This is a genomic window from Bradyrhizobium sp. 1(2017), assembly GCF_011602485.2.
In the GTDB taxonomy this organism is placed as follows: Bacteria; Pseudomonadota; Alphaproteobacteria; order Rhizobiales; family Xanthobacteraceae; genus Bradyrhizobium.
The window spans coordinates 1,753,975-1,770,561 of record NZ_CP050022.2; the positions used below are offsets into that span (position 1 = coordinate 1,753,975).

Below are 16,587 nucleotides of genomic sequence, written 5' to 3' on the forward strand. Positions count from 1 at the left end.
CGATAGATGTCATCAGCTAGGTCGGTCAGCTTCTGCTCTCGGTCAACGCGAAGATTGCCAGTTGTATCTGAAGGTGTATCATCCCCTCCCAGCAATCCAATCAGCGATCCTGGCAATGCACTCGTCGTCGGTGTAATAGGCGGCGTGAACCAATGTTTGATCCGCTTCGATTGTGCGGAGTAACGATACAACATCAGAAGCTGACACTGCTAGGCCCGCGAAGGTCTGTGATACACTTCCGAGATGCCGTGAAATCCATTCGCTTCGCTTCCTCAATGCGCGTTGCTCAGCACCTTTCGGCATGTTTTCGTATCTGACAAACTTGTCTGTGACGTTGCTTGGAAACTGTGTGACTGGGGGAGGATTGAACCCGTAATTCTCTAAGCCCATGACGAGTCTCAGCAGCACAGGCCAGCTCCAGCGGCGTACAAAGTAGGTTACAAGCGCGGGACCAACGCTCGCTAAAGACTGCAATAGGTGAGCACACCAGCGAAACGGCGACCAGATCGCTGAGTAGAACGCTGCCCCCAAAAATGGCCTAAAGGCCAGCGCGACCAGTACTATAAGAACGGGCGCGGCGAACAGCTGTGCATTCTGCCACATGAGAGCTTCGGCTTCGTGCTGCGCTATGAGACCCTCCGAACCCGGCCCCTCAGTCTCAAAGGTTCCAGCCGATCGGTCAACAGCCCATTTGAGAATGTCCAGAGTCGAACTGACAATGTAGAAATCTAGGATTCCGGCTACGCATTTTGCAAATATTCCAATATCTCTGAACGATTTAGCGCCACGAATGCGCGCAACCTCGCCAAGGCGAAACATCTGGGATTGGACTGAGGAAACCAAGTAACGGAGCAGAGTTTCCTTGACAGCAAGAGGGGCATCGATCGTGGGCAAATGGTGAAGTACTTGCCATGCTTCGTCGGTCGGGCAGCCGATTGCTAGTAAAGTGGCTTGCGGCTGAATATGTTCGTCAGCATCGTTTATTTGCGCGATCTGGATGCGATTCAGAGACCTGCGACGTGCGCGCCATAAGAAAAATAAAATGAGAACCATCGAGGCCGCCGTCCAATACGGCCACAGCGTTGGCAAAACCAACACTGCCAAGATAACCACGTTTAGAGCTAAGCCAATGACATAGACCCAGATGATGCCCCAGCCGATTATTCTTAGCCAATTTGCTTGTCGCTCGGCTCGTTTCCGTATTGGCGACAATGTGTCCATGAATGGTGTCCCTATAGTTACAACCTTACCAAGTCCTCCGTTCGATTTGGACGCAGCCGAAATTTGCGCTAGAGCTTCGACAACGACATTGCCGCCGTGACTGTGCGCTACCAAATGACAGCGCCAGCCTTCGTTCTGAAGGTTGTGCACATACTCCGCTAACGCAGTGGCCGCGTGCGTGCGTGCAATCCAGCTATTCTCGCCCTGCGACCAGTAAAAAATGGGCTTCCCGTCGTCACAGTGCGCCCAGCACCGAGCTGCGGAGCCGCGCGACCACAGAGCAATATTCAGTTTCCTGACAAAGCCATCTGTTGCGCCTTTGCCATCGTCTGGCTGATACCATTGAGCCATGTCTGGCTTGGGCGCCGCCCAGGTACCGTGCACGATGATCACCGTTTCCTTCGTGAAACTGTCCATCGCTTACCCCTGCGAAATCTCAGCAAGGCAACCTGAACTCGATCAGAAATTTCGGCGTTCTAACAGCACGCTTGTTGTATGTTCCGGGTAAAGGTTTCTCACACCCATTTGCTACGGGTATGTCTGCTCTAAGACGTGGCTGAAACCTATGGGGCAACACTATCTTCACAACCTGAGCACGTCTACCGATTCCCGTATCCAAAAAATGGGACCCGTTGCGGCGTCCCGACGATGACGCGGCGGGCTGGCCGGTGGTGAAGGTCATTTCGCTAACGTGACCGACTTTGCCGGAGGCGAGCCTTTTCGATGGCTCCGTTTGGGTCAAGGTTTACGATTTCTGATATAGCGAATATTTTACTTGCTCCGTCGGGCAAAACAGTGGTTCATAAGGTGCTGGTCTAACTGTTACGGGCGGAACCAGCACGATGACGGATGAAAGCGACGTGACCTCCGATCTGTCGAAGATCGCAAGGCTTAACGGGGATTTTCGAAGGAACTACGGCACGCTGCTCGGCGCGTTCCTCTATCTGCGATCAATCAGCGCGGTGCGCGGGCGCTCTTGGTTTTGGGCCGGCTTATTTTCGATCGCGTGCTCGGCCGCGTTGGCGTGGCTCGGGAAGCACGGCATTTCTTGGTTAGCCTCCGGGTGATGGCCCGAATGAGCGCATTGGCCGTTTTGAAGCAAGTTATCTTACGACGGTCACGGGCCGCTTCCGAAAACCTGATGGTTCGCTTCACTTTGCCATCGGTAGGCAGCAAAACGTAATCGAGCACGGTCCGGTTATGCTCGGAGAGTCTAATGGCTGCAATCCATCCTGCGGGTACGTGCGCGTCACATTGAATTGTCCAATGTGGCGAATGAGACTCCAATTGGCCTGGCGTCCAGCGTGCCGCCCGGACCGATACGCAGATGTTGTCATTCACACGCAACGAATCTGTCCAGCCGCCGGAGCTCGTTCGACAACCCGCTTTGCTGATGGCAGCCCGGATGCGCGATGTAAGTCTCGTCTTCTGTTCAGACCAGAGAGGACGCGATTCCAAAAACTCATAGTTCCGCTTGGGAGTGAAGCCGAGCAACCGATAAAGGTTTCTCATGCTGCCAAAGTGCGTTTGACACGTCGCGACACAGGGTAAGCCCGGTGTGCGATCGATGATGCTGATGCTCAAGCGACCTTCTTTGAGCAATGTTCGGCGCAACCGGACAAGCATCTCTTCTTCCGAGATATCAACGCGGCGCTCTTCAATGAATCTATTAGCTTGCTTGAAGACCTCGCGATCAACAACCGGTTCGAGGCATCCTTCCGCTCGAATCCATTGGTCGGGCGGATTGTAAGTTCGTGTCTGACGCAGCTTCCATGATCGCCGATTGAAAATCAGGTTCCCTATGTAACTTTCCTCCCTGAGAATGGCGCCAACCATCACGCGCGTCCACGGCTTGCCCGTGCGGGTCGGCACCTGCCTCTTGTTCAATTCCCATGCAACGACGGACTCGGATTTTACCTCTAAGAAGCGAGAGAAAATCCATTGGACTGTGGCCACCTCATGCGGCTCACCCGGACGAACTCGAATATGGTCTGTGGTAAGGTATTTGCGTTCACCGTCTTTCAGAATGCCCTTCGACCGGTCTTTCTCGTCCACAAGCTCCCGCACTAGGGCGTAACCAACTTTGCCGCACGCTTTGTAGCCCAAGCGAGCAAATCGGCATTGGCCGGCGTAGACCTTTGCCGAAAGCTCGCGGCTGTACTCGGCGGCCATAACTCTCTTGATGTTCTTGACGATGCTTGCGAGCATGCTGCCGTCGTTATCGAACCCGAATCAAGATGTCGGCCGAACGTGCTAAGGAAGCGCGCAAGGTCGCCGACAAGCTCGCGTGCGAGGCGTGGAACTATCGCATGCTCGGCTATAGGCTCAGCCATCGCCCACGATCGGCGATGCGATCAACGGTGGCTATCCTTATCTGGAAGTGCGTTGCCTGGGATGCGGCACGAATCAGGCCGTGGCGCTAGAAATTGTTCGTCGTCCTAAGGCGACGCCGGTACATGAACTAGAGCGCTAGATGCGTTGCAAGAATTGCTCCGCAGTACGGCGATATCCGTACAAGCGAAGCGCGCTGGTGGCGTTGAGGCTAATGAAAATTTCGGCGAGCCATCCGCCTTCAACGTGGTGGCGGGAGAGATGACATGGAAAACGAAGTTGCTGACATATTGACAGAGTTGCGCAGCAACTTGCCCGAGATATTCAAACGCATGCCGGTAAAGCGGCTTGCTCAGTACGACAGACTTCAAAAGACGCTTCATACAACGGACGTTTCGGTAGACTCTGCGTATCAGCGTGATTTCGCAGATTTCTACAAGTTGCGCGGGCCGCAGACTTTTAGGCAGAGCTATTTTGCTTTGCTAAATGTCGAAAAGACCGAATCCGATTCCGATTTTTTACGCGTGCTTCAGGCGATCTTGGATAGTTGCAACCAGGTCCACGCGTCATTTGCGTCGAAACTCTTGGCCACCGTGAATGCCAACTTGCCCGTATATGATAGCGAGGTCCTGAAGCGGCTGCGATTATCAAACTATGCGGGAGGAAGCGTCGCTGCTCGGATGAAACGAGGCACTGAAAGATATCAAGCGATATGTCGCTTTCATAAGCTGGCGAAAGAAGAACCCTTGTTCTCGGTTTTGATTGCAGAGTTCGACACGGCGTTCTCAGAGTTTGCGCATTTCACCGGCGCGAAAAAGCTCGACTTGATACTTTGGCAATCAAATCGCACTGATGCGTAACTCAATATGTGCAACCTCTACAGCATCACCACCAACCAAGCCGCCATTCTTTCGCTTTTTCGCGTGGTCAATCGCTACGTCGGCAATCTCGCGCCAATGCCGGGCGTGTTTCCCGACTATCCGGCGCCGGTCGTGCGCAATGCCGACAACGGCACCGAACTCACCTTAATGCGTTGGGGCATGCCGCCTCCACCGCGAACCGGTGGACCGCCTGTGACCAATATCCGCAACACGTCATCGCCGCACTGGCGTGGATGGCTGAAGCCTGAGAACCGCTGCCTTGTGCCGTTCAACAGCTTCGCTGAATACGCACCCGAACCAAATCCCGATACCAAGAAGAAGGATGTCGTGTGGTTCGCCGTCAATGCCGACAGGCCGCTCGCTGCTTTCGCTGGCATCTGGACGATCTTCAATGGCGACCGTGGCACTAAGAGCAAGCCGGTGCCCGGTCCCCACAACGTCTATGGATTTCTAACGACAACGCCAAACGCTGTTGTCGAGCCAATCCATTCGAAGGCTATGCCGGTCATCCTCACGACGGACGAAGAGCGCGACGTGTGGATGCGCGCGCCTTGGGTCGAGGCGAAGGCATTGAGCGGCCTTTGGCGGATGATGGGTTGATAATTGTCGCGCGAGGTGAGGCGAAAGAAGACGTAGCTGTGACGTGACTGCGGCTAATACTTGACGGCGCTTAAGTTTTTGGAAAGATGGGACGCCAACCTGAGGGTACAGGGGGAGTTCCATGCGTGCTATAATTGCCGCACTAGTTCTGTTCGTCACTATTGTGAATCCGGTCCAGGCACGCGGTCCCTACGGTAGGATATCCGTCGCCGGATGGTCGGGCGGAGCTTATACGGACGATAAGACTGGCCAGTTCTCGAACTGCATTGCGAGCGCGAGCTACAAGAGCGGCATCAATTTTGGTGTTCTAGTCACCAAGGCTTTCAGTTGGATGCTCGCGTTCACACATCAGAGTTGGACTCTATCCCAAGGACAGAAGTTTCCAATCGTTCTGAGTTTCGATGGCCGGAACACGTTCAACGTAGACGCCGTGGCCATATCGGGGACGACGGTCTTTGTTCCAATGCCGGACAATTCCGCTCTAGTTAAGAGCTTCCGCGCAGCGCGAACAATGTCTGCATTTGCCCAAGGTCACCTTTTTCAATTCGATCTGAGCGGAACATCGGTTCTCATTCCTGCGCTGGTAACGTGCGTGAAGACCATTAATGCCGGAGGTATCGCTGCCGCCAGTGACTTCACGGCGGCGGTCGCTTCCAACGCCACGCCGAAACTTGTCGCGCCAAACACATCGCCAACCAACGCGTCCAGCTTGGAACCGACGCGTCCGCAAGAAGGCTCGGCAGAATTGCAGTTGGAGGCGATGCAGCTGGCCTCAAACTTTATTCTCAAAGCAACCTCGTTGTCTCATCCGAGCCTAGTTAGCCGGTCTCAGACGCCTGTTGCTCTTGCATCTACCGGGGCGGCTTGGAAAGCCGACAACGCGACTGGGTTCGTTCGCATTATTCCCCCGCAACCCAATGTGGCTGGGCTTGACGTGGCTGCGGCAATCGTTGGGAACGATGCAAAAGACTGCAAAGGAAAGTTTGCCTCCGCGCGTAATAGCGAGCTTGTTGACAGTGAAGTAGTGTTCCGGGGGATGTCCTCTTGCGAGGATTCTGAGAAGTCGGCGATAGCCGAGTATTTCATCCTTCCACGCAAAGCTGGAGGGTTCATCATGTTTTCTGTGATAACGCCGACGAAGACCATCGGCCAACAGATTCAAGGTCAACAGCGTGACGAACTGAATGCTGGTTTCCGCAAAGCGGCCTACACTTCAATGACGCAATGACGGTGAGTTGCATTGGTCATCGGTGATCGAAACATCCACTTTGCACGAAAAACTAGATTGCCCATGATCTTAAAAAGCAGCCTCCTCGTCGTATGTACTCCCATTGTTGCTGTACTTGCGATTTCGTCCACCCCGAGCTGGGGATGGTACTGGAGCAAGCGCAGTACCGTGAAGAGCTATGAAAAGTGTCTGCAAGAAAACAAATCGAGCATCGTTAACTGGAATGTCATTAGTGCGAAGTGCATCGAGAAGCTTGCAACGCCAGTGCCCGTTGAGAGTGTTGGAGTCGGGTATAAGGAAGACTACGAGACGTACAGGAACGATCAAGAAGGAATGCAGCTCGACAAGGAGCACGCACTGTTCAGTTGGAAGCGCAACGTCGTCATAGCCAAGCCGGGCGAATACTCGATCACCGATACCTCCTACGTCGCGACCTTCTCCGCAGAAAACTTTCTCCTGACGGGTGTTTCCGCTGTGATTCAGTTGGAAAATGGAGAGGAGCGGACGATAACCGCAAGCGATGTCAGTCCTGCCAAGTCCTTGTCCGCCGAAGCCTTGCCATCGGTGCGCGTGTCAGATTTCGGATCCTCTCCCCAACACACGCAGTGCAGCTCCACGAATCTTACCAACTGCATCAGCATTCGAGTAATTTCCGCCAACGGATTCGAGATTGCGGTTGATTGAGCGCCCGCTATTCGCAAGACCATCAGCAAGGCGCTTCTCGCCAGTAGTGATTTTGGCTGGTTTGGCGATGTTCATTTACGGCGCGTGTGCCGCCTCTGATTTCGCGGGCCGCGCCAGCGTCATCGACGGCGATACTCTCGGAATCCATGGTAACTACATTCGCTTATGGGGCATCGACGCACCCGAGCACGATCAGCTTTGCCGTGGTGAAGATAGTTTGCATTATCGGTGTGGTGCCAAGGCCGCCAACGAGCTGGATCAGTTCATCAATAGTCGCGCGGTTAGGTGCTCAGCCATTGAGACCGATCGGTACGGCCGAGTGGTTGCTTCGTGTTCGGTTGAGGGCACTGATCTTGCGGAGTGGCTCGTCTCGCATGGCCACGCGTTGGATTGGCCGCGCTTTTCGAAAGGCAAATATGACCAGGCGCAAAAGGACACCGAACGGACAGGGCGCGGCATTTGGGCGGGAAGCTTTGCGGCACCATGGCTATACCGAACATGCATTCGAGCAGGTGGCACCACAACGAAATGTTCGGATGATCCGCGTTAAGCGTCACAGTGTGACTAGGAGGCCACTAGGTCTACCATTCTTAATTGGAGCGTTGCATTTCCGAGTCTTCTCCACCCGTATTCGGGTTACGTTGCGAGTGCTGGGGCTGAGGTCAGCCGCTTGAGTTTTAGACCCGGTGGCCGCTCGAATATTACGAGCGGTCTACATTCTTTTCTCTCCTGATGCGAATTGGGGTCTGCCATGGACCGCAATGAATACTTCTGCACCGCGTGCCCCAAGCCGCGAAGGCTCGTCGGTAGCGAGACCGCCGCCAAGCGGTACGAAATTCGCTCTTACGAATGCCCGTCTTGTAAGAGTGTCTTGCGGATGGTGGAACGCACCGAGCCAAGCATGTTTCCACGTTGAGGAACTTGGCGACGTGAAACGGCTTATGTCGTCGAGCCGTTTCGGAGGAAATAGCCATGGCTATCGACGCGTTCGCAAGCACCACGCCGTTGTTTCTTCCTGAAAAGTTCTTCGTCGGACGCCTCGAAGGATGGGCAGTGGTGGAAAGTCTTGTCGGCGGGCTTTTGAAGCGGGCGACGATAGCCGCTCATGGCGAATTAGACGCGGACACTGACACTGTTGTGCTAACTGAAACGTACACATTCGATGATGGCCACAGCGACACACTACGCTGGACAATTCACAAGATGGCGGAAGGCCAATACATCGGACACGAAAACAGGTTGGAAGGCGAGGCCACAGGCGAACAAGCCGGATGTGCTTTCCATTGGAAATACACTCGCGACACGCCGCAGGGCGACGGCGAATCGTTCAAACTGAACTTCGATGATTGGTTCTATGCGATAGATGATAAGGCGTGCATCGTTCGCGGGAGCGCCGGGCGAGCGCACATTCCGTTCGCCACGGCGCATGTCACTTATCGGAAGCTCTAAGCCTTAGGTGTGAACTCGGGCACCGCTAACGCATGACTGTGTTCACTCAAGCAGAACGCTTAAGCTTCTTCACATCGAGGCTAACGTAGGCGCGTTTCTGGTCGTAGTGAAACTGAATGCCTTGGGCTTCCAACGCGCGCACAATTGCAGACCTAACAGTCGGAATTGGTTGCGTATGACCGATTTCAAACCGTTTCAAAGTTGCAAGCGCGACATTGGCCGCGTTGGCCAAGTCAGGCTGGGTCCAATCGAGCAAAGCCCTGGCCGCTCGGATTTGCGCTCGATCCACTTTGTCAGGGTCGATCATTTGTACCCAAAATCGGTAAAGCTCACGAAAGCTCGTATCCCCTTTTCTGGAAAACTAAAAGGTGCTTCTGAATTTTTCTGACCCACAGATTGTAGGGCCGCCACGAATAATTCACGCGGCGCCTAGTGCACGGAATCTGCACGGCACTGCACGACATTTCGCGCTTCGTTCCGCTCTGAAAGAGAATGTCCTAAGAGCGGTTCACAAAGCCAACTGGCCAACTATTTGAGAAGTCGGGGATAATGGTGGGCGCACAAGGGATCGAACCTTGGACCTCTCCCGTGTGAAGGGAACGCTCTCCCGCTGAGCTATGCGCCCGGGACCATCATGCAGGCGGCCGGACTTTCGGCCGGCCGGCACATGGAGCCCGCGATTTAGAAGTGCCGGCCGAAGGTGTCAAGTTTTCAGGCGCTGACAGCCCGGAAAACCTGCCGCGGCTCGCGCGATACGCCGGTGAGGCCGGGTTTCGGCCCGATTACGCGCCCTGCTGGCGGGCGCGGGAGGCGTGGGCCTGGAGCGCGCGGATGCGCTCGGCGAGCGTTCCGCCACCCTCGGGCAGGCTCGCGGCGGCTGCGCCCTTGGCCGCGGCGTCGTTGGCCGGGCGCGGCGCCGGTTTCGGCGGCTGGCCGGCCTCGGCGGCGAGCAGGGCCTCGATCGGCGAGTTCGGGCCCTCGAGCTGCATCGCGAGTTTGGCCACTTCGGCGGCGATGTCGTTGATGCGCTCGCGCAGCAGCGCGTTCTCCATCCGCTCGGTCGCCCAGGAGCTCTCCGCCTGCTGCTGGATCGCGTTGACGTCGCGCTGCAGCTTGGCGCGCTCGTCGCGCGCAGTGCGGAGCTGTTCCTCCAGCGCGGTTTTTTCCGCACGCAGAGACTCGAAGGCGGCCGACGACTTGCCGCCGCTCAGGGCTGCGAGTTCGACGCGCAGTTCCTTGACGGTGCGTTCGGCGCCGTCATTGGCCTGGCGCAGCTGGTTGTTCTCGTAGTCGCGCTCGGCGAGCAGCTTGCCCTGCGTGGCGAGGCGGCCCTCGAGGTCGGAGACGCGGCCCGACAGCATCTCGGCCTCCTTCACCTGCACGATGAGCTGGCGATCGAGCTCGGTGACGCGCTGGCTCAGATTCTCGACGCGGCCGCGGGCCTCGGCGAGCTCGCGCGAGGCGGTCTCGGATTCGGTCCGCTCCAGCGCCAGGCGCGCCTGCGTCGCGGCGAACTCCTTCTCGGCGTCGCCGACGCGGTTCTTCAGTTCCTCGATCTGCGTGCGCACGGCGACCAGCTCGACCTGGCGGCTTTCCGCCATCATCGAACGGTCGGACAGCTCGGTGTTGATCCTGCCGAGCTCGGCCTGCTTGTCGGCCAGCGCGATCTCGGCCTCGCGCAGGGATGCGGTCTTGGCGTTGAACTCTTCTTCGGTGGCGCGGAGCTGCTCCTTCACCGCCTTCTCGCGCGCCTCCAGCGCGAAGATCGTGGCGTTCTTCTCGCCGAGCTCGATCTTCATGCGGTTGATGGCGTCGCTCTTCTTGCCGAGCTCGGCGAGCTGGCTCGTGGTCTTGTTCTTGAGCTGCTCGACGCTCATCTCCAGCCGTCGCGCCGACATGGCGAATTCGGCCCGGAGCTGGTCCTTGTCGGCCTGGATCTCGGCCATCGACAGCGGGGTGGCGGCCTCGAGCCGGCGCGTGGTCAGGCGCACCGCGCGGTTATGCACCAGCGGCACGATGGCAAGCCCGCACAGCATCGAGAGCAGGAAACCGATCGCCAGGTACATGATCGGTTCGACCATGGTCCAGAACTCCCAGAGCTAAGGAAAAATTTACCAACGACCATGCCATGGCGGGCCGGCAAAAAGCCAGCCCCGCTCTGTCGTTAACCTTGATCTGTGAGCAGACGGGAGAAGGAAAACCCTAGAACGGGTTCCAGGTCGCGCGCGGGGTGTATTTGAGGTAGCCGATATTGGCTCCCAGCCGCAGGCCGAGGCCCGAGCGGATCGGCACCAGCACGATGTTGTTGGCGGTGAGCGCCGTCATCCCGAAACCGCCGATGATGTAGGCCGAGCCGTCGAGGCCGGCGAAGCGCTGGTAGATCGCGTTGGTCGCGGGCAAATTGTAGACCAGCGTCATGGTGCGGGCACCGTCGCCGCCCCAGTCGAAGCCGAGCGAGGGGCCCTGCCAGTAGACGCGCAGATCCCCGGCGTTCTTGGTGTAGAGCGTGCCTTCGCCGTAGCGCAGGCCGGCGACGAAGGCACCAGAACCTTCCTCACCCAGGATATAGCCGTTCGGCAGGCCCCATTGGCTCACCGCCTTCTCGATGATCGAGGCGAGCCCGCGCGAAACATTCCCGAAGAAGCGGTGGCCGGCATTGACGAGCTCATCCGGCCCATAGGTGCTGGGTGTCGGGGTCCGCTGTGGCGGCGGCAGGTCCGGCGGCGGCGCCGGCTGGGCGGAGGCCGGCACGATCCAGCCGACCATCGCGACGAGCGCGAGCGCAGCAAGGCGTGATGCGAAAGTCATAAAAGAACCCCTGGTATCGAATCCCGTCGCTTCCTTAACCTGACGCCAACAGGCACGGCTCTAGGTTGCGCCGGATGTCCCCTCGACTCGGATGTTATCCGCAGCAACTATGACGGCACAACGGCAGGAAGATAGCCCTTTGCGCCCCGGAATTGCCTTGATCGGCCGTCTGGTCTGCCTGCTGGCGGGCATCTGGCTGACCTGCGCGGGGCTGCCGGCCAAGGCTGCCACCACCGAGCGGATCGTCATCAACCGTTTCAGCGGCGTCGCCATCGAGGGCTTCGACCCCGTCGCCTATTTCGTCGATGGCGCGGCCGCGCGGGGCACGGCGCAGTTCGAGGCAATCCTCTGGGGCGCGGTCTGGCGCTTCCGGAACGAGGGCAACCGGGCCTCCTTCGTGTCCCATCCCGAGATCTACGGACCGCAATACGGCGGCTATGATCCGGCCGATATCGCCCGCGGCGTCGCCATCGCCGGCAATCCCCGCTTCTTCGCGATCGTGGCCCAGCGGCTCTATCTGTTCAGCCGCGAAACCAATCGCGACGCCTTCGCCGCCGATCCCGAGCGCTTCCTCTATGAGGTCGGCAAGCGCTGGCCGGCGCTGCTGGACCAGCTCGGTCAGTAGCAAGCCCGGTCAGGAGCGGCCGACCACGTCAGAAATCACCGCCTGCGGGTCACCCCAGGCGATGAACTCCGGGATGATGAAACCGCTGCCGCTGCGCTGGCCGAAGCGGAGCGCGCCGCCCTGGCCGTCGGTCACCCTGCCGCCCGCCGCGGTCACGACCGCGCAGCCGGCCCCGACGTCCCATTCCGATGTCGGCCCGAAGCGGGGATAGATGTCGGCGCTGCCGTCCGCGATCCGGCCGAATTTCACCGCCGAGCCACACGTCTTCCTCACGGCATTGGAGCGGCTATCGATGAAAGCCTCGCTTCTGGGATCGCCATGCGAGCGGCTCACCGCCGCGATCCAGGGCTCGCCTTGCGCCGGCAGCTTGCGGGTGCGGATCGGCTCGGCCGTACCGATGGTCACGCCCTTAAAGCTGACGCGCTCGGCGCCGCGCCCGACGATACCGCGCCAGAGCAGGCCGAGCGCGGGCGCGGAGACGATGCCGAGCAGCGGCACGCCCTCGGTCACCACGGCGAGGTTGACGGTGAACTCGTCGCGGCCGGCGACGAACTCCTTGGTGCCGTCCAGAGGATCGATCAGGAAGAAGCTGCCCTGGAACGGCGGGGAGGCGAGCTGGGTCCGCTCTTCCGACAGCGTCGGCACGTCGACGGCGAGCTGCGCGAGGCCTTCGGCGATGATGCGGTCGGCGGCAAGGTCCGCCTCCGTCACCGGCGAGCCGTCCTGCTTGCCGTCGACCCGCATCGCCGCGCGGTTGACGGCCAGGATCGCTTCGCCCGCCTTCACCACCAGCGCGGTGAGCGGCTCCATCAGGCCGGATGCGGCCGCATCGTCGATCATCCTCACTTGCGTGCCTCATTCATCGGCAAGTTTCGTCCCTCTCGGTTGATTCGCCCTGATCGATTCGACCGGGGCCTTTATGGCCGCTTCGAACCTATCGCAAGCTAGCTGCCGCGGGCTTGCGAATGTTAGAACCCGCAGCATCCGTCAAGCATGCGTGATTCGCGGCGTCCAGCGCCGTGCAATTCCAGGAACCCTCCAGGACCCCATTATATGTCTGACGCTTCGTCGCCCGCGACCGCCACTGCTCCCGATATGCTCGAACTCGCTGCGCTCTTGTGCTCGCGGGTCTGCCACGATCTCATCAGCCCCGTTGGCGCCATCGTCAACGGGCTCGAAGTGCTCGACGACGATCCCAAGCCCGAGGACCGCGAGTTCGCGCTCGACCTGATTCGCAAGAGTGCCAAGACCGCCTCGGCCCGGCTCCAGTTCTGCCGCCTCGCCTTCGGCGCCGCCGGCTCGTCCGGCGCGCAGATCGATCTCGGCGATGCCCAGACCATGGCGCGCGGCCACATCGAGGACGGCAAGTGCTCGATCACCTGGAATCTGCCGCGACTGCTGCTGCCGAAGAATCGCGTCAAGCTGCTGCTCAACATGCTGGTCGTTGCCCAGCACACCATCCCGCGCGGCGGCATGCTGACGATCGATCCGATCGGCGAGGGCGAGACGATGAGCTTTCGCATCACTGCGACCGGACACAATGCGCGTCTGCCGCAGAACATCTCCGAGCTCCTCAGCGGCGAGCGTGGACCGGCGGCCGACGCACATGCGATCCAGCCTTATTATACGCGGCTGCTCGCGCTGGCCTGCGGGCTCACGGTGACGCTCAAGCCGGAAGGCGAAGCCATCATCGTTAGCGCTTCGTAAACGCGCACGTCGCTCTCGGACCGTTAATCGAATCTTTACGAGGCGCTTCGGCTTGTCCGGAGCGCCTTATCTCTTTGTTGGTTCCGTTCTTTTGCACATACTCAACCAATATTAAACGCTTTGCGGTGAAGCTGGCTTCATTCCGAAATGGCGCATCACGTCTCGTGCGCGCCCTCCCTGTATGAAGGCCTGTTTTTATGGATGATCTGTTGCGGGAGTTTTTGACGGAGACCAGCGAGAGCCTGGACACCGTCGACAATCAGCTGGTGAAGTTCGAGCAGGAGCCGAACAACGCCAAGATCCTGGATAACATCTTCCGCCTCGTCCACACCATCAAGGGTACCTGCGGCTTCCTCGGCCTGCCGCGACTGGAAGCGCTGGCGCATGCCGGCGAGACCTTGATGGGCAAATTCCGTGACGGCATGCCGGTGACCGGGCAGGCGGTGACGGTGATCCTGTCCTCGATCGACCGCATCAAGGAGATCCTGGCCGGCCTCGAGGCGACCGAAGCCGAGCCCGAGGGCAACGACCGCGACCTCATCGACAAGCTGGAAGCGATGGTCGAGCAGGGCATGGCGGCAATGTCAGCGTCGGCTTCGCCGATCGCGTCAGGCTCGGCGCAGCCGATGCCGGCTGGAAGTGCCGCCGCTCCCGTTGCCGAAGCCCCGCCGCTGGTGCCGGAGGCCCCGGCTGCCGCGCCCGCCAAGGAGATGACCACGGGCACGCTGATCGACCAGACGCTGGAGCGTCCCTTGCGTCCGGGCGAGGTCTCGCTCGACGAGCTCGAGCGCGCCTTCCGCGAGACCGCGATCGAAGCGCCGGCCCCGGCCCCCGTTGCCAAAGCCGAGCCCGCGCCTGAAGCTCCGGCCGCCAAGGAGATTGCCAAGGAGGCTGCAAAACCCGCCAAGGAGAAGGCCGCGCCGAAGAAGTCGATGGCCGACGAGAATGCCGGCGAAGGTGCCAGCATCGCCAACCAGTCGATCCGCGTCAACGTGGACACGCTGGAGCATTTGATGACCATGGTCTCCGAGCTGGTGCTGACCCGCAACCAGCTGCTGGAGATCTCCCGCCGCAACGAGGACACCGAGTTCAAGGTGCCGCTGCAGCGCCTGTCCAACGTCACCGCCGAGCTGCAGGAGGGCGTCATGAAGACGCGCATGCAGCCGATCGGCAATGCCTGGCAGAAGCTGCCCCGCATCGTCCGCGACCTCTCTAGCGAACTCGGCAAGCAGATCGAGCTGGAGATGCACGGCGCCGACACCGAGCTCGACCGCCAGGTGCTCGACCTGATCAAGGACCCGCTCACCCACATGGTGCGCAACTCCGCCGATCATGGCCTCGAGACCCCCGCCGAGCGTCTTGCCTCCGGCAAGGGCGAGCAGGGCACCATTCGCCTGTCCGCCTATCACGAAGGCGGCCACATCATCATCTGCATCGCCGACAACGGAAGGGGCCTCAACACCGAGAAGATCAAGGCCAAGGCGATCTCGTCAGGCCTCGTCACCGAGGCCGAGCTCGAGAAGATGAGCGAGGCCCAGATCCACAAGTTCATCTTCGCGCCCGGCTTCTCGACCGCGGCCGCCATCACCTCGGTCTCGGGCCGCGGCGTCGGCATGGACGTGGTCCGCACCAATATCGACCAGATCGGCGGCACCATCGACATCAAGAGCGTGGCTGGCGAGGGAAGCTCCGTCACCATCAAGATCCCGCTGACCCTGGCCATCGTCTCGGCCCTGATCGTGGAAGCTGCCGGCGACCGCTTCGCCATCCCGCAGCTCTCGGTGGTCGAGCTGGTGCGCGCCCGCGCCAACTCCGAGCACCGCATCGAGCGCATCAAGGACACCGCGGTCCTCCGCCTGCGCAACAAGCTGCTGCCGCTGATCCACCTCAAGAAGCTGCTCAAGATCGACGACGGCGCCGCATCCGATCCCGAGAACGGCTTCATCGTGGTGACCCAGGTCGGCAGCCAGACCTTTGGCATCGTCGTCGACGGCGTGTTCCACACCGAAGAAATCGTGGTCAAGCCGATGTCGACCAAGCTGCGTCACATCGACATGTTCTCCGGCAACACCATCCTGGGCGATGGCGCGGTGATCATGATCATCGACCCCAACGGCATCGCCAAGGCGCTCGGCGCCGCCGGCTCCTCGGCCCATGACATGGGCGACGAGAACGGCGCGCATCACATCGGATCGGGCGAGCAGACCACTTCGCTTCTCGTCTTCCGCGCCGGCTCGTCGCAGCCCAAGGCGGTCCCGCTCGGGCTCGTCACCCGCCTGGAAGAGCTGCCCGCCGACAAGATCGAGTTCTCCAACGGCCGCTACATGGTGCAGTACCGCGAGCAGCTGATGCCGCTCGTCGCCATGGAGGGCGTCACCATTGCCAGCCAGGGCGCCCAGCCGATCCTGGTGTTCGCCGATGACGGCCGCTCCATGGGGCTCGTCGTCGACGAGATCATCGACATCGTCGAGGAACGGCTCAACATCGAGGTCGGCGGCTCCAGCCAGGGCATTCTGGGCTCGGCCGTGATCAAGGGTCAGGCCACCGAGGTGATCGACGTCGGCCACTTCCTGCCGATGGCGTTCGCCGACTGGTTCACCCGCAAGGAGATGAAGCCGTCGCTGCACTCGCAGTCGGTGCTGCTGGTCGACGACTCAGCGTTCTTCCGCAACATGCTGGCGCCGGTGCTGAAGGCGGCCGGCTACCGCGTCCGCACCGCGCCGACCGCGCAGGAGGGCCTGGCTGCGCTGCGCGCGCAGAGCTTCGACGTGGTGCTGACCGACATCGAGATGCCCGACATGAACGGGTTCGAGTTCGCGGAAGTGATCCGCTCGGACAACAATCTGGGCGCGATGCCGATCATCGGCCTGTCCGCCCTGGTGTCGCCGGCGGCGATCGAGCGCGGCCGTCAGGCCGGCTTCCACGACTATGTCGCCAAGTTCGACCGTCCCGGTCTGATCGCGGCGCTGAAGGAGCAGACCGCGGGCGCCGCCGGCGCCTCCGAGCTGAGCCGGGCAGCGGCGTAAGCAGGACAGGGATCAGGAGACACCGAG

14 protein-coding genes, 1 tRNA gene and 2 pseudogenes are annotated in these 16,587 nt (G+C 59.9%); 10 read left to right on the top strand and 7 right to left on the bottom strand.

Features of this window, described 5'->3' with window-relative positions; genetic code table 11:
• Window positions 1–78: 78 nt before the first annotated feature.
• Window positions 79–1,638, bottom strand: coding sequence for a hypothetical protein (locus HAP40_RS08420; RefSeq protein ID WP_166818243.1), 1,560 nt, complete (start codon window positions 1,636–1,638; stop codon window positions 79–81).
• A 537-nt stretch (window positions 1,639–2,175) separates the two neighbouring features.
• Window positions 2,176–3,429 carry a recombinase family protein gene (locus HAP40_RS08425; RefSeq protein WP_166818242.1) on the bottom strand — a complete coding sequence of 418 codons (1,254 nt, stop codon included), beginning with the start codon at window positions 3,427–3,429 and terminating at the stop codon, window positions 2,176–2,178.
• 29 nt (window positions 3,430–3,458) lie between these two features.
• Here HAP40_RS08425 and HAP40_RS08430 point away from each other — a divergent pair.
• The 7 genes and pseudogenes from HAP40_RS08430 (at window position 3,459) to HAP40_RS08460 (ending at window position 8,394) form a co-directional block, all read left to right on the top strand.
• Window positions 3,459–3,817: pseudogene (locus HAP40_RS08430) on the top strand (hypothetical protein).
• 1 nt (window position 3,818) lies between these two features.
• Window positions 3,819–4,412: a hypothetical protein gene (locus HAP40_RS08435; protein WP_166818241.1), complete on the top strand. Its 594-nt coding sequence runs from the start codon at window positions 3,819–3,821 to the stop codon at window positions 4,410–4,412.
• A gap of 6 nt (window positions 4,413–4,418) precedes the next feature.
• Window positions 4,419–5,080, top strand: a pseudogene (locus HAP40_RS08440) (SOS response-associated peptidase).
• A gap of 74 nt (window positions 5,081–5,154) precedes the next feature.
• Entirely contained in the window at window positions 5,155–6,261 is a 1,107-nt protein-coding gene (locus tag HAP40_RS08445) for a hypothetical protein (RefSeq protein WP_166818240.1), read from the top strand.
• A 168-nt stretch (window positions 6,262–6,429) separates the two neighbouring features.
• On the top strand, window positions 6,430–6,945 hold the full coding sequence (locus HAP40_RS08450) for a hypothetical protein (protein WP_166818239.1): 516 nt from the start codon (window positions 6,430–6,432) through the stop codon (window positions 6,943–6,945).
• The gene (locus tag HAP40_RS08455) at window positions 6,932–7,495 is read left to right on the top strand and encodes a thermonuclease family protein (protein WP_334270955.1); all 564 of its coding nucleotides are present in this window, start codon (window positions 6,932–6,934) and stop codon (window positions 7,493–7,495) included. The genes HAP40_RS08450 and HAP40_RS08455 overlap by 14 nt, the downstream gene beginning before the upstream one ends.
• Before the next feature lie 422 nt (window positions 7,496–7,917).
• Window positions 7,918–8,394, top strand: coding sequence for a DUF3833 family protein (locus tag HAP40_RS08460; RefSeq protein WP_166818238.1), 477 nt, complete (start codon window positions 7,918–7,920; stop codon window positions 8,392–8,394).
• A 46-nt stretch (window positions 8,395–8,440) separates the two neighbouring features.
• Here the strand turns inward: HAP40_RS08460 and HAP40_RS08465 are convergent, their stop codons facing one another.
• The 4 genes from HAP40_RS08465 to HAP40_RS08480 all read right to left on the bottom strand — a co-directional run bounded on the left by HAP40_RS08465 (window position 8,441) and on the right by HAP40_RS08480 (window position 11,202).
• Window positions 8,441–8,701: a transcriptional regulator gene (locus HAP40_RS08465; protein ID WP_208024801.1), complete on the bottom strand. Its 261-nt coding sequence runs from the start codon at window positions 8,699–8,701 to the stop codon at window positions 8,441–8,443.
• 243 nt (window positions 8,702–8,944) lie between these two features.
• A tRNA-Val gene (locus HAP40_RS08470) sits at window positions 8,945–9,019 on the bottom strand.
• A gap of 157 nt (window positions 9,020–9,176) precedes the next feature.
• Window positions 9,177–10,475 carry a hypothetical protein gene (locus HAP40_RS08475; RefSeq protein WP_166818237.1) on the bottom strand — a complete coding sequence of 433 codons (1,299 nt, stop codon included), beginning with the start codon at window positions 10,473–10,475 and terminating at the stop codon, window positions 9,177–9,179.
• A gap of 121 nt (window positions 10,476–10,596) precedes the next feature.
• The gene (locus tag HAP40_RS08480; RefSeq protein ID WP_166818236.1) at window positions 10,597–11,202 is read right to left on the bottom strand and encodes a DUF1134 domain-containing protein; all 606 of its coding nucleotides are present in this window, start codon (window positions 11,200–11,202) and stop codon (window positions 10,597–10,599) included.
• 139 nt (window positions 11,203–11,341) lie between these two features.
• Here HAP40_RS08480 and HAP40_RS08485 point away from each other — a divergent pair, with 139 nt between their 5' ends.
• Window positions 11,342–11,827 carry a YHS domain-containing (seleno)protein gene (locus tag HAP40_RS08485; RefSeq protein ID WP_166818235.1) on the top strand — a complete coding sequence of 162 codons (486 nt, stop codon included), beginning with the start codon at window positions 11,342–11,344 and terminating at the stop codon, window positions 11,825–11,827.
• Between the two features lie 9 nt (window positions 11,828–11,836).
• Here HAP40_RS08485 and HAP40_RS08490 read toward each other — a convergent pair whose 3' ends face one another.
• Window positions 11,837–12,667, bottom strand: coding sequence for a 3'(2'),5'-bisphosphate nucleotidase CysQ family protein (locus HAP40_RS08490; protein WP_166819578.1), 831 nt, complete (start codon window positions 12,665–12,667; stop codon window positions 11,837–11,839).
• Between the two features lie 213 nt (window positions 12,668–12,880).
• Here HAP40_RS08490 and chpT point away from each other — a divergent pair, with 213 nt between their 5' ends.
• Together chpT and HAP40_RS08500 are read left to right on the top strand one after the other, a co-directional pair.
• The gene (gene chpT / locus HAP40_RS08495; protein ID WP_166818234.1) at window positions 12,881–13,534 is read left to right on the top strand and encodes a histidine phosphotransferase ChpT; all 654 of its coding nucleotides are present in this window, start codon (window positions 12,881–12,883) and stop codon (window positions 13,532–13,534) included.
• Between the two features lie 197 nt (window positions 13,535–13,731).
• Window positions 13,732–16,560, top strand: coding sequence for a hybrid sensor histidine kinase/response regulator (locus HAP40_RS08500; protein WP_166818233.1), 2,829 nt, complete (start codon window positions 13,732–13,734; stop codon window positions 16,558–16,560).
• Window positions 16,561–16,587 lie beyond the last annotated feature (27 nt).